We start from the raw sequence: 13,275 nt of genomic DNA, 5'->3' as shown, positions 1-13,275 counted from the left end.
GATCTGGATTAGGAAATCGCCGGCCTTGACGCGCTGAGACGACGAGAACCTCACCGGCTGCTCAGCCGCGTCAATTCGGCTCCGATAAAAGCACGTTCGTCGTCTGGATCACCGGGTCGCCCCTCCAGCCGGGGCTTTAATTGGGCCGAGGCTAATGACGTTGACCCGGCGGCCCTACGCTGCTTGCTCTACCAGATTGACGAGCCTTTCGTTCTGCGAACTCCCAATTTTCCGAACGGTCTCTGAACCGAAGGATCCCATCAGCGGCTCCGGACTATCCGGTCTGTTTTATCATGCTCGGTTCTCCCACAGGCTCTCTGCGCTTTACGCGCTCACTGCGCGTTGCGCGCTCATGGAAACCAAGCCCATAAGTAATCCGTTCACGAGCATGACCAAGCGCGCCGCGGCGATGTCCTCATTGCATCAATGACGTCGCCAACGTAGGTCCTTGCATTCCTCCCTGCCAGTATGCAGCTTTTGGTAGTATCAACTCCTGGAATCACATCGAGGTGAAGAAGCATGTCTTTACCTGCGGCTTGAACGCAGCCCTATTTGTGCTCGGGGGCAACAGTGCGAAGTCACGCCCCTCGTCGCGAAGCGCAGCGTTCTCTTCGGAAAGGCAGAGCTCCATCGCAAACAGCTCCCGTCACCACTTCTCGCCGAAGGGGCGTATTTCCAGCTCAAAGGTCCAGGCGCTGCGCGGCTGCTGATAAAGCAGCCAGTAGGATTCCGCGACCGACGACGGCGGCATCAGCAGATCGGGGTTATTGAGGGCATCCGGTCCCAGCGCCTCGATCCGCCGCTGGCGCACCCATTCGGTGTCGACGCCGGAGTCGATGATGAGATGGGCGACGTGGATGTTCTTCGGACCCAACTCGCGCGCGATCGCCTGTGCGACGGCACGCAGCCCAAACTTGGCGCTGGCGAAAGCCGCATAGCCCGGCCCGCCGCGCAGACTCGCCGTCGCGCCGGTAAAGAAGATATTGCCCTTGCCCCGGGGCAGCATCAGCCGCGCTGCCTCGCGGCCTGCGAGAAAGCCGGAATAGCAGGCCATTTCCCAAACCTTGCGGAACACGCGCTCGGTGGTATCGAGGATTGGGAAGTTGACATTGGCGCCGATGTTGAAGATGCAGACCTCGAGCGGAGCGTGCTTGTCGGCATCGCCGAGAAAGGAGATGATTTCCTCCTCCTTGCGCGCATCGAGCGAACGCGCGTGAATTTCGCCTCCGGCCGCCTCGATGTCTTTCACCAGAGGTTCGAGCTTGGCGCCGTTGCGGCGCCCGGCGAATACCGTGAACCCCTCTGAAGCAAACTTCTTGGCGATCTCGCCGCCGATGTAGTCCCCGGCGCCGATCACGGCCACGGTCGCGTTTCTCTTCTGCAAGGTCTTCTCCCGGTGAGGTTAGATCTATCGGCCGTGGACAATCTATTCTCGCCATGCAACTCCCGGACATCCAGCTGACGTTCGCAGGCCGCGATTCCCGATCTTAGGCAATTTTTGGAACAAGTCGGCTGGTCTGCTCGACGATCGATTCTTCGACGTCGCGGAGCTTATCCTTGCCGAAGAACATTTCATTTCCGACAAAGAACGTCGGTGAGCCAAATGCTCCGCGGCTCACCGCGTCGGTCGTCAAATCGATCAGCCTCTTTTTGACGTCATCCTGCTGCGCGCGCGCAATCAGTCGATCGATATCGATGCCCGATGAGACAAAGGCGCCGCGAAAGACTTCGAGGTCGTCCATCTTCTTCGGTTCTTCCCACATATGATGGTAGGCGGCGCGGAAGTACGGCTCGAACACGCCTTCGAACTGCGCCGCGACGACGCCTCGCATCAGCATCAGCGTATTGACCGGAAAGAACGGATTGGGACGGAACCTGGTGATGTTGTGGCGACGAATGAAGCGTTGCGTCTCCAGCGCCTGATATTCGGGCTTGTTCTTGATTCCGCGAAGTGACTCGAATGGCGACAGATTGTTGGTCGCCTTGTAGATGCCGCCGAGCAGCACCGGAACATACTCGAACTTCACCCCGGTGCGCCGTTCGATAGCCGGAAGCGCCAGCTCCGCCAGAAAGGCATTCGGGCTGCCGAAATCGAACTGAAACTCAGCTTTTGGAGGGTTCATCACCGGCTTCTCCTGGGTAGCACGCGTTGCGTGTCAGGGATCGGTTGCAATGACCAACAGCCCAGCCTTGGCTATGAATGACCCATACAGTTCTAAAAACGAACTGTCAATTGAAGTCCGCTGCGGCTAGGATATTGAGCCCTTCTGAGGTAATTGTCACCCAGAGTACCTATTTAGAATGGCAGGGCGACCGAGGTTCTCTCGTCGATTTGGGCTGGACGGGGCGCGGCGATGACCGGAGAGCAGGTATGAAGTGGGATGCCCTGGAGGAAGAGCCATGTTCCCTGGCCCGAACCATAGGTGTAATTGGCGATCGCTGGAGCCTTCTGATCCTGCGCGAATGCTTCCTGCGCACGCGGCGGTTTGAGGGATTTCAATCCGCGCTCGGAATCACGCGCCACCTGCTCGCCGAACGGCTGAAGAAGTTGGTCAGGCAGGGCGTGCTACGGCGCATTCCGTACCAGGAGTCGCCCAAGCGGCACGAATACATCCTCACCCAAAAAGGCCTCGATCTGTATCCGGTGATGATGGCGCTGGTGCATTGGGGCGACACACACATGGTCGACGAACGGGGACGTCCCCTGCTGCATGAGCATCGCAAATGCGGCAAGATGTTCGATCCCGTGATGGTATGCTCCGAATGCGGCGAGCCGCTTTTGGCCAAGGAAGTCCACACCCATCCCGGTCCCGGTGCGCGCCCGGCCTCGGCAAAGCTTCCCGCCGGCAAGCCGGCGAAAGCAAAGACACCCAAACACGCGACCTGACGGCTTCCGAGGCCGGCATGTCGGCGCCTCGCCCGCATGCTTCCTCGCGTGCTGCCGCCACCGCGCGACAATCACGAGCTATCTTGGACTGAAACGTCGTCCAGCATTCTCGCGTCGTCCTGCCGCGCGGGTGTCGAACATGGCCTGCTTAGTGGCGGCGCAACTCCATCTTCTGAATTTTACCGGTTGCGCCGTAGCTGAGCGCATCGACGAAGACGATATCATCCGGCATCCACCCGTTGGCGAACGTTGCTTGGATATCGAACTACGCTGAAGTCAAAAGGCCCGGAGGCCCTTTGCTGTTCATACCGCGTCTTTTGCTGCCTTGACCGGGCGTGCTCTGACGATTTTTCGGGCCGGTTTGGCCTTAAACATCATCGGCTCCCCGTTGAAGGGGTTGGTACCTTTGCGCGCCTTGGTAGCGGGCTTTTTGATGACCACGAACTTGGCAAATCCCGGAACCAAGAACACGCCATTTTTCTTCAGCTCTTTATAGCCGACGGTCGCGAGCGTCTCCAGCACGCCCTTTACGTCCTTCCTTGCTACTTCATTCTCGGCAGCAATCTTATCGATCAGCTGCGACTTCGTCATCTGCGTTGCCATTTCGTCTTCTCCACGTTGATTCGCGCTTCGGACAGTATTTGGGAATAAAGCCCAGAACCCTTGGAATATTGCGATCTACACAACTTTATCGCTATCTCTTATTAGACGAACAGTTTACGGGCGAAGTCGTACCTGCGACAAACGAGGTGTCGCCTCCCATCTCTCCGATATTGAGTCGCCTATACTAGGCCACAGCGTGCACTAAATGCCCGCTCCGCGTCAGCCGGCGGACCTCGCGCGCCCACGCGATGCCTTCGTCGGCGGAAATCGCCAGCCGTTCGGGAATATTTAGGCGGACCGCCCCTGGAAGTGAGCGAGCGAGGCAAAGATCATGTCTCGGGAGACCTGGACGATCGGCCACGGCATCGTGGCGTCATCTGATGACGATTGTTGGATCCTTGCGGTACAGAACTCTTGACGCGGATCTTTTAGCCTTGAGCACGCTGGTCGACCATCCGATCGCTCTTTATCTCGCTTCTCGAACTCGTTCACGATAAGCCTCAATTCCCCGCCGCATATCCTTCCCCGGAATCCATTCGCCCTCCTCGTCCATGACGCCAGCCTCAAGCATCGCGGCTGCGCATGGCCAGTGAAGATCGACCCAGCCCGATATTTCGGTCTCCGACATGCCGCTGCGCCGACAAATGCGTTCGGTCATCGCTCGCGCGAGGGGCTCGATATTGGAACTCATAAGTCCATATTCGCACAAAATCGATTTCGTCGGCAATCGGTGCGAGGGGAACTCCCCGGCGCTTCTCATTTAGTGAGCGTCGCCGATCGTTGAAATGGCCACGCGCAGTGATTGACCCTTGCTTGCGCTGATGGCGCATAAATCAACTGCTCGAAGATGAACGCGGTCCGAAAAGACAAAATGAACCACGGATGCAAGCAACATCACGACGCTCGAAAGGCTTTCCCGTTGTACCCGGGAAGCGTGGCAGCTCCGCAAATCTCGCGCACATCGGCAACAAGAACCGGCGACTCTTCAGGGCGACGCACCCTGACCACATAGGGCGTGCTCTGCTTTGTCTGAAACTGGATTTTCGTGGAATTCACGGTAGCTGTGGCGGACGATGTCGGGCGGGACGCAGCGAGCGCCTGAGATCATCCCACACCGGCTCAGCATGCTTTGTTTGCCCCCGCGTCGGATTCGAACGCGCGAGTACGGCGTCCCGCTTCGCCTCGACGAGTTCCTCGTATGCTGCCGAGGTCTTCTCGGCAATTTCGGCCCAATCATAGCGACGGGCGCAATCGCGCCTTGCCGCCTCGCGCTCCGTCGCGTCCAATCTTACATCGGTCAAGGCAGATATTTTGGCGCTCAATTCCGGGATATCGCCTACTCGGAAGACGTGCGCGGGATCACTCACAACTTCCATATTGGACGGAATATCACTGACCAGCACGGGCAATCCATAACTCAGCGCCTCCAGGAGTACGATCGGTAAGCCCTCGTGCGACGAAGGCAGGACAAACAAGCCGGCGTGAGCGTAAAGCTGACGCAGAGACTCGCCATTCTGAAAACCCGTCATGACGACGTTTTCCGTCAAGCCTGCCTCCGAAGCGAGAAGATCGGCATATTTGTTCTTATGATCGATGCGACCAACGATTGCCAGCTTCCAGCCCTCTAGCTCGGCGTCGGAGAAGGCGCGCAAGAGATCCAATTGCCGTTTCTCGGGAACAAGCCGTCCTACTGTCAACACGTATCGACCCGGCTCCAAACCCAAGTCAGCAAGCCTGTCGTTCTCCAGAGGTAGATCTGGAAAGACCACCCCGTTCGGAATAACCACGCAAGGCTTGCCGTACTTAGTGGCGATCAGCGCCTCTATGCTGCGACTAATGGCGATTCGTTCATGCGCGAAGCGCATCCCCAGCGCCTCGCCGAGGCGCAGGACAGTGCGAGCCGCCCAACCCCATTTCTCGCGGTTGTAGTCCTCGCCATGATGGGTGACGACAACTCGCAAACCGAGAAGGCGAAGCAGTGGTGTAACGAGAGCGGGGCCAATACCTTGGATGTGCACGACTTGCGGCCTGCGAAATCCTGCCACCAGCGCGCAGATCAGCGAGTGTAGCAGCGCCTCAAGATAAATATTGCGTACGGTCCAAAGCCGAAGCAGCCGTACTCCTCTCCACTCCCTACCACCTTGCGGACTGACATACGGCGAACGCAAACAGGCAGTCACGCGGTGCCCAATGTGGACGAGTTTCGGGGCGAGATTTTCGACGTGCGTCTCGACACCGCCTTGGACTCCCGGAAAGCCGCGAAATCCGAAAATATAGATCTCGCCCTTGCTCATTTCACGTCCTCCGCAAAACGCCTGGCTGATAATCGCCACTAGGCAGCTCGGGGTGATTGTGGGAGGAGCTCCCGCCGGTCGATTATTGCCGGTTGATGCTCATCCAGCGCAGTAGACATGGACTATCCTGTACGACGGCTCGCGACGTAACTTGACGGCCGTCAATATCGTCATGCCGAGCCGAGATAGGCTTTCCAAACTCGCCGTTTGTTTTCGTCCAACTCGAAGGGAAAGCGATGCGGGTGCTGTGCAATGGAGCAGCCGGCGGCTCGGTCTATCGCCTGTTCGGAATTGAGGCGAGCTTCGGGTTGGCGATCGGATCAGAACGATGAGCGAGCCGTCGATCGATCGCGGTATCGATGCAATGGCCGGGCTCGCCCGTCACCACGCAGGACCGCGTCTGGCGTCGAGCGCACGCCACCCCGATCCAACCGCAGGCACACAGATGAAGGCGGCCACCTCGCCAAAACAATCGGCCTTGAAGATCCTGTTTGCCAACAAATTCTTCTTTTTGAACGGCGGCTCTGAGGCTGTCATGTTCGACGAAATGCAGCTAATGAGGAAGTACGAACTCGACGTTATCGAGTTCTCCATGCATGACCCGCGTAATTTTCCGTCGAAGTACGAATCCTATTTCGTCTCGCAAAAAGATTACCGATCGAACTCGCGAGCTAGTCAAGTCAGATCGGCGCTGTCGTTCATTCGTTCGCGGGAAGCGGTGAAGCAGATTACCAATCTGATCCGCGATGAAAAGGCGGACCTACTGCATTGCCATAACATCTACCACCAGCTGACACCGTCCATTATCAACGCGGCTGCGCGGCAGAAGATTCCAGTCGTTCTCACCCTTCACGACTTTAAGCCGGTGTGCCCGGTTTACAGCCAGCTCTGGAACGGCAAAGTGTGCACGAAGTGCGCCGAAGGCAGCTTCGAGGCGTTGCTCATGCAACGCTGCGCCGATGGTTCGATCGGGCGGAGCGCGCTGCTTTGGGCCGAAGCTCGCTATCATGCGGCGGCTCGCAGCTATCAACGGGTGGACAAGTTCATCGCCCCTAGCCGACTCATGCAGGACGCCGTCGTCGGTCGCCTCGGTAAGGACAAGGTAATCCATATCCCGAACGGCGTCGACACCTCCCGCATCGAAGTGTCAGAGCTTGACGAAGGCTATGCTCTCTATCTCGGCCGCCTTTCACAGGAAAAAGGGGTTGAGACCCTGTTGCGGGCGCATGCGGCAGACAACGCGGCATGGCGGCTTGTCGTCGCCGGATCGGGACCGCTGCTGGAAGATCTTCGGTCGCGTTTCCCGTTAGCCGAATTCACGGGCTATCTGACAGGAACGGCTCTCGAGACCACACTCAGAAAAGCGTCTGTCGTCGTCGTGCCCTCCGAATGGCGCGAAAACTGTCCGCTTTCGGTACTCGAAGCGATGGCACATGCAAAGCCGGTCATAGCGGCGCGTACAGGGGGAATACCGGAACTGGTCAGGGATGGCGAAACTGGCTTGCTCTTCGAATCCAAGGACGTGCAACAACTGTCCAGTTGCATCAGGTTGCTGTTGGGCGATTCCGATCTGCGAAGAAGACTTGGCCGCCAGGCTCGAAGGATTGCAGAGACGGAGTATTCGCTCGAAAGACATGGAGCAGCACTTCTCTCGCTCTATCGGAGCCTGACCGCAAACACCAGATCGCCCAGCAAGATTGGATTGTAAAATGGATCTCACAGTCATCTCGACTTTCCGATGCAATTCAAAATGCCAAATGTGCTACATCTGGAAGAATCCGACCGATCCGAAGGAAGAGGTTTCACTTGAGACGCTGTCGAAGCTGCCGGCCGGCTTCGATAACCTCAACGTGTCCGGTGGTGAACCAACGCTTCGCAAGGACCTTGGCGAGATTGCCGATCTTCTCCATCCAAAAGCCAGGGTCATGGAGATCTCCTCGAACGGACTGCATCCAGAGCGGTTGGTTCCGATCATCAAGAAGCATCCCAATATCAAGGTTCGTTTTTCCCTGGAGGGTAACCAGGCAACAAATGACGCAATCCGGGGCGAGAAGGGCGGCTATGCCACCAAGGTTGCCGGTTTGCGTATGCTGAAGGAGGCTGGCGGCACTGATCTCGGCTTCGCAATGGTCATCCAGGACGAGAATGTCGACCAACTTGTCAGCGTCTACGAGTTTGCCAAAAAAGAAGGGTACGAGCTTGCAACGTCCGCGCTTCACAATGCTTGGCAGTTTTACAAAAACGACAACTATTTTTACGAACGTAAAGTCGTTGCCCGGAAGGTGGAGGGACTCATCGAAGCGATGTTGCGGAGTTCCAAACCGAAGAACTGGTTTCGTGCCTACTTGAATCTCGGCCTTATCGAAAAGATTCTCGGCCACGATCGTCTGATCCCTTGCACCGCTGGAAAGGACTTCGCATTCATCGATCCATGGTCGGACGTTTGGGCCTGCAACGTACGGTCTGACCTGCCCATGGGCAATCTCGCTCGACAGTCGTGGGACGAAATCATCAACAGCGAGGTTTCTCAACGGACTCGGCGGAAGGTCGCGACCTGTGACCAGAATTGCTGGATGGTCACGACGGCTCGCACCGCAATGCGCTCGAATATAGTACCCCAGCTGCCCAAGACCGAGCCGATGTTGTGGGTCCTGAAGAACAAGCTGAAGGTATCGATCGGCAAGAAGATCTGCTTCGACAGCTACATCAATTATTCGGACGTGAAGCCCTCGCCTATGGTGAGACGCGAGTCCTACCTGGAAAAGACCGTCAAGGGGCGATTGATCAAGGGGCGTCAAACGCCGGACGAGCATTATCCGCTAAAGACTTTCGTGAACAACTAAAGCCAGTCACTTCTAGAGCCAGTCACTTCGGGGGCGCCAGTCGCGTACAATGGACGCTGCGTTATGCCTGGCGACGCTTCATCACACGCCGGCGTAATCGCTCTGTGTGGCAGCCGTCGATGTTCTCCGCTGAACACAAAATCATCATCCGGCTGAATGAATATTTCAAGCAAGAACGATTGGTTCACTTTTTAAGTATCGGCTCGACGAGCCGCGGCTTTGCCAAAGTCTGGCCTTGTTCAGACGAAATGGTACCGCCTCCTCGGGCTTCAGCGTCTCCGCGCAGGTCCGAGCTGCATCGGTGTGCACTGATTCGGTCACGCCTTCAAAAATCGGCAGAATTCATCGTCGCCAAGCGTCAGTGGAGATGCCATCCCTGTGGCAGATTCCATTTGGGCTGAATCTCGGCGGCAAGCATTTAGTGTAACAGGGGAAAGGGCAGTGCATGAGCGCCGCGTACCAACTTGTCATTAGCTGATCCCGGCCTTATCGCGCTGGTGATGATGCTCCGATTCCAGGGACTCGGGGTCAATCCTGAACAGATTCGTCATCAGTTTGGCGGCGTACCAATCGGCCTGCCCGAGATGCTCCGCTGTGCGAAGGCGCTCGGGTTGAAGGCCCGCGTCTCCTCGACGAACTGGGCTCGGCTCGCCGGTACGCCAATGCCTGCGCTAGCCGCCTTGCGGGACGGAGGCTTTTTGCTGCTCGGCAAGGCGGGCGAGGATAAGGTCATCGTACTCGAGCCGGGCCACCCACGACCGGTCGTGATGGCGCAGGCCGAGCTGGAAGCCGTGTGGGACGGCCGGGTCCTGCTGATGACGAAGCGGGCCAGCCTCACCGACTTGTCTCGCCAGTTCAACATTACCTGGTTTCTTGGTGCGGTCCACAAGTACAGGCGGCTTTTGGGCGAGGTCCTTGTTGCTTCGTTCTTTCTTCAGCTCTTTGCCTTGGTCTCACCGTTGTTTTTCCAGGTCGTTGTCGACAAGGTGCTTGTGCACCGCAGCCTGAGCACACTGCAAGTGCTTGCGGTCGGCCTTGTCGCAATCGCCCTCTTCGAAACAATCCTTGGCGTCCTGCGTACCTATCTGTTTTCCCACACGACCAATCGTATCGACGTGGAGCTCGGCGCCCGGCTGTTTAGACATCTGCTCGCACTGCCGATCGGCTATTTCCAGGCGAGACGGGTTGGTGATTCAGTCGCCCGTGTGCGCGAACTCGAAAACATCCGTAATTTCCTGACCAGTTCGGGGCTGACCCTGGTGATCGACCTGTTCTTTACGGTGATCTTCATCGCGGTGCTGTTCTTCTACTCGCCGCTGTTGACCTGGATCGTCCTCGCTTCGTTTCCATTCTATGTCGGGATATCCGCCGGCGCGACGCCGCTGTTCCAGCAGCGTCTGGACGAGAAGTTCAAGCGCGGCGCAGAGAACCAGGCTTTTTTGGTCGAGAGCGTGTCCGGGATCGAGACGCTCAAGGCAATGGCGGTTGAGCCGCAGATGCAGCGGCGCTGGGAGGAACAACTGGCCGGCTATGTTGCTGCCAGCTTCCGGGTCACCAATTTGGGAAATGTGGCGAGCCAAATCGTTCAGTTCGTAAGTAAGCTGGTTAGCGCGGCGATTTTGTATTTCGGGGCGAAGCTCGTCATCAACGGCGAGCTCTCGGTCGGCGAGCTCATCGCGTTCAATTTGCTGGCAGGCCGCGTCAGTGCTCCCGTGCTACGGCTGGCGCAAACCTGGCAGGATTTTCATCAGGCGCGCCTGTCGGTCGCCCGGCTTGGCGATATCCTCAATACCGCGCCCGAGCCGGTCTACAATCCCGGCAGAATGGCGCTCGCCGCGATCCGCGGTGACATCAGCTTCGAACACGTCAGCTTCCGCTATCGCATCGACGGCCCGGAAATTCTGCACGACATCAATCTGGAGGTGCCGGCCGGCCAAGTGATCGGAATCGTAGGAACCTCCGGATCGGGCAAGAGCACTCTCGCCAAACTTGTGCAGCGCCTCTACCTGCCCGAAAGCGGGCGCGTGCTGATCGACGGAGTCGATATAACCCAAGTCGATCCGGCTCGGTTACGCCGCCAGATTGGGGTCGTCCTTCAAGACAGCGTGCTGTTCAACTGCTCGATCCGAGACAACATAGCTCTGGTAGATCCTGCGGTGCCAGCCGAAACCGTCATCGCGGCCGCAAGGCTGGCTGGCGCTCACGATTTCATCCTCAAACTCCCGGAGGGGTATGACACCGTTGTCGGCGAGCGGGGCAGCGGCCTGTCGGGCGGACAGCGCCAACGCATCGCTATCGCTCGCGCGCTGATCTCCGATCCCCGAATACTCATTTTCGACGAGGCCACGAGTGCGCTCGACTACGAAAGCGAACGCATCGTGCAGCAAAATATGGTGCAGATGTCCCAGGGGCGGACCGTATTTATCATCGCGCATCGACTCTCGGCGCTGCGAATCGCAGATCGCGTAATCACCATCGAGCGCGGTCGTCTGATCGAGGATGGCTCTCATCACGACCTGATCAAATCTGACGGGCGGTACGCAACGCTGTATCGCCTCCAGGCAGGCCTGCATGAACACCAGTCGTGACACCCACGACCCCACGGGCCACGTTCGCACCCCATGAAAGGCTAAGGGCAATGAAGGCAAAGGCTAAGGCGTTGACCGACGATCCGGGATTTTTCGTCCTGGAAGTATTGCTTCGCCTACTCGGCATTGGCATCGAACCTGAGCAGCTCCGTCGAGCTGTGGGCTCCCCTGCTGTGGGCGTCAAGGAAATGGTCAGCTACGCCAGGAAGGCCGGCCTTGCGGCCCGTTGCTCGAAGTCAACTTGGGAGCGGCTTCCAGGCTGTCCCTTGCCGGCAATCGCCACCCTTCGTAACGGAAGCTTCTTGTTACTCGGAAAAGTCACTGACGAAACGGCTGTGGTTCTCGAGCCGCGTGCCGACCAGTCAACCCTTATGACGCGGGCCGAATTCGAAGCGGCATGGGACGGCCGGCTTGTTTGGATGAGAAAGCGTAGCACCCTTGCTACTCGGTTACGGCGGTTCGGCAGGACCTCAATCACGCATGCGAACGCTATCAGGCCGACGGTGCAAAAGGATACGCCGTTGGGCGCAACTGGGGGCGGCACCGGGATTATCGATTTTGCCGATCATGCCCGCAAAGTCAGACGGGCCGTCGCCGGTCTCAAGCCCGACGATGGGCGCCGTCGTCTCGACGAGCTCGCCTTTCTGCCGGCCGCCCTCGAGATCGTCGACACTCCGCCCTCGCCGCTTGGACGCGCGACAGCGTTCAGCGTCATCGCCGTCTTCGGCATTGCGCTAGCTTGGGCATGCTTCGGAACAGTCGACATCGTCGCCATCGCCCCAGGCAAACTCATTCCGAGCGGTCGCACCAAGACTATCCAGCCGTTCGAGACGGGAGTCGTCCGCTCAATCAAGGTTCACGACGGACAAGCTGTTAAAAGCGGCGATGTACTGATCGAGCTCGATACAACTATGAGCGCGGCCGAGCTCGGGCATTTGAAGGGCGACCTGTTGGCAACTCAGCTCGAGGTCGCACGGCTGAAGGCGGCATTGACCGGAAAAGGCGATCCGCTGGCAGCTTTCATACCGCCTGCCGACGCGACCTCCACCCAAATCGAGATGCACCGCCGGTTCCTGATCAGCCAAACCGCCGAACAAGATGCCAAGCTTGCGGCGATAGACCAGCAGGTCAAGCAAAAGGAAGCTGAACGCGCCACGTTTGCAGCCTCGATGGAGAAGCTCAAAGCAACTCTTGCGCCACTGCAGCAGCGGGTCGAAATTCGCCAACAGCTCTTCCAAAAGGAATTAGGGTCCAAACTCACCTACCTGACCGAGTTGCAGGACTTTGTTGGACAGCAGCAGGAAATCCTTGTCCAGCAGAGCCGATCCAGTGAGGCCGATGCTGCGATTTCTGTCCTGATGGAGACACGGGCGAAGGCAGTGGCCGAGTACGAGCGCGGACTGTTCGACGATCTGGCCAAGGGAGAGGAGAAGGCGGCAGGACTGACGCAGGACATCATCAAGGCGGAACAACGCACCAGTCTGCAAAGACTGACGGCACCGATCGATGGCATGGTCCAGCAGCTTGCGGTCCACACAATCGGTGGCGTGGTGACGCCGGCGCAGATGCTCATGCTCATCGTGCCAAGCGAGAGTCGGCTTGAGATCGAGGCCATGGTCTCGAACCGGGACATCGGCTTCGTTGAGCCTGGCCAAGACGCGGCGATCAAGGTCGACACGTTCAATTTCACGAGATATGGCCTGCTGCAAGGCAAAGTTCTCAGCATTTCCCAAGACGCTATTACCCGCGACAAGCCGCGGGACACAGCGAACGACCCGACCCCAGGTGCAGAAACAAGCAGCAGTGAGCCGAAAGGTCAGGAATTGCTCTATGCCGCACGCATCTCGGTCGATCGCAGCCAAATGGAGATCGAGAATAAGCGCGTCAATCTTTCGCCCGGAATGGCGGTAACCGTCGAAATCAAGAACGGCTCGCGCCGTATCATTAGTTACCTTCTGTCCCCGCTCCTTCGCTACAAACAGGAGAGTTTGCGCGAGAGATAAGCGACAGTCAGGGACAAGCGCGGTGCGATGCGAGTGGCGTCATGATCGCAGGTTGAT

Annotated in this window: 9 protein-coding genes and 1 pseudogene; 6 read left to right on the top strand and 4 right to left on the bottom strand. The window is 58.1% G+C overall.

What is annotated here, in order from left to right; all coding sequences use genetic code 11:
• Window positions 1-646 precede the first annotated feature (646 nt).
• Together N554_RS0103595 and N554_RS0103590 are read right to left on the bottom strand one after the other, a co-directional pair.
• Window positions 647-1,384, bottom strand: a complete 738-nt coding sequence (locus N554_RS0103595) for an SDR family oxidoreductase (RefSeq protein WP_029582221.1) — start codon at window positions 1,382-1,384, stop codon at window positions 647-649.
• A 103-nt stretch (window positions 1,385-1,487) separates the two neighbouring features.
• Window positions 1,488-2,123 carry a 2-hydroxychromene-2-carboxylate isomerase gene (locus N554_RS0103590; RefSeq protein WP_036052322.1) on the bottom strand — a complete coding sequence of 212 codons (636 nt, stop codon included), beginning with the start codon at window positions 2,121-2,123 and terminating at the stop codon, window positions 1,488-1,490.
• 248 nt (window positions 2,124-2,371) lie between these two features.
• Between N554_RS0103590 and N554_RS0103585 the strand changes: the two genes are divergently transcribed.
• Window positions 2,372-2,887, top strand: coding sequence for a winged helix-turn-helix transcriptional regulator (locus N554_RS0103585; RefSeq protein ID WP_029582219.1), 516 nt, complete (start codon window positions 2,372-2,374; stop codon window positions 2,885-2,887).
• A gap of 303 nt (window positions 2,888-3,190) precedes the next feature.
• On the opposite strand, the gene N554_RS0103575 is transcribed toward N554_RS0103585, so the two are convergent.
• A complete protein-coding gene (locus N554_RS0103575; RefSeq protein WP_029582218.1) occupies window positions 3,191-3,490 on the bottom strand; it encodes an HU family DNA-binding protein in 300 nt (99 codons plus the stop codon).
• A gap of 1,052 nt (window positions 3,491-4,542) precedes the next feature.
• A complete protein-coding gene (locus N554_RS0103560; protein ID WP_081851094.1) occupies window positions 4,543-5,784 on the bottom strand; it encodes a glycosyltransferase family 4 protein in 1,242 nt (413 codons plus the stop codon).
• A gap of 328 nt (window positions 5,785-6,112) precedes the next feature.
• On the opposite strand from N554_RS0103560, the gene N554_RS0103550 reads away from it, so the two are divergent.
• The 5 genes and pseudogenes from N554_RS0103550 (at window position 6,113) to N554_RS0103535 (ending at window position 13,218) form a co-directional block, all read left to right on the top strand.
• Window positions 6,113-7,492, top strand: coding sequence for a glycosyltransferase family 4 protein (locus N554_RS0103550; protein ID WP_051677298.1), 1,380 nt, complete (start codon window positions 6,113-6,115; stop codon window positions 7,490-7,492).
• A gap of 1 nt (window position 7,493) precedes the next feature.
• Window positions 7,494-8,627, top strand: a complete 1,134-nt coding sequence (locus tag N554_RS0103545; RefSeq protein ID WP_029582214.1) for a radical SAM protein — start codon at window positions 7,494-7,496, stop codon at window positions 8,625-8,627.
• Window positions 8,628-9,091: 464 nt separating this feature from the next.
• Window positions 9,092-11,215 carry a type I secretion system permease/ATPase gene (locus N554_RS0103540; RefSeq protein WP_029582213.1) on the top strand — a complete coding sequence of 708 codons (2,124 nt, stop codon included), beginning with the start codon at window positions 9,092-9,094 and terminating at the stop codon, window positions 11,213-11,215.
• Window positions 11,216-11,265: 50 nt separating this feature from the next.
• Window positions 11,266-11,637, top strand: a pseudogene (locus N554_RS42860) (cysteine peptidase family C39 domain-containing protein); the annotation flags it as partial.
• Between the two features lie 222 nt (window positions 11,638-11,859).
• Entirely contained in the window at window positions 11,860-13,218 is a 1,359-nt protein-coding gene (locus N554_RS0103535; RefSeq protein WP_245283515.1) for an HlyD family type I secretion periplasmic adaptor subunit, read from the top strand.
• Window positions 13,219-13,275: the final 57 nt, after the last annotated feature.

This window comes from Bradyrhizobium sp. URHD0069 (assembly GCF_000701345.1).
Taxonomy (GTDB): domain Bacteria; phylum Pseudomonadota; class Alphaproteobacteria; order Rhizobiales; family Xanthobacteraceae; genus Bradyrhizobium.
Note: the sequence above shows the minus strand (reverse complement) of the source record. Positions and strands in the feature narration are given on the sequence as shown.

Bases quoted from the DNA above. Each gene is read 5' to 3' on its own strand.
- N554_RS0103590 (WP_036052322.1), bottom strand. From the start codon at position 2,123: ATGAACCCTCCAAAAGCTGAGTTTCAGTTCGATTTCGGCAGCCCGAAT.
- N554_RS0103585 (WP_029582219.1), top strand. From the start codon at position 2,372: ATGAAGTGGGATGCCCTGGAGGAAGAGCCATGTTCCCTGGCCCGAACC.
- N554_RS0103575 (WP_029582218.1), bottom strand. From the start codon at position 3,490: ATGGCAACGCAGATGACGAAGTCGCAGCTGATCGATAAGATTGCTGCC.
- N554_RS0103560 (WP_081851094.1), bottom strand. From the start codon at position 5,784: ATGAGCAAGGGCGAGATCTATATTTTCGGATTTCGCGGCTTTCCGGGA.
- N554_RS0103550 (WP_051677298.1), top strand. From the start codon at position 6,113: ATGAGCGAGCCGTCGATCGATCGCGGTATCGATGCAATGGCCGGGCTC.
- N554_RS0103545 (WP_029582214.1), top strand. From the start codon at position 7,494: ATGGATCTCACAGTCATCTCGACTTTCCGATGCAATTCAAAATGCCAA.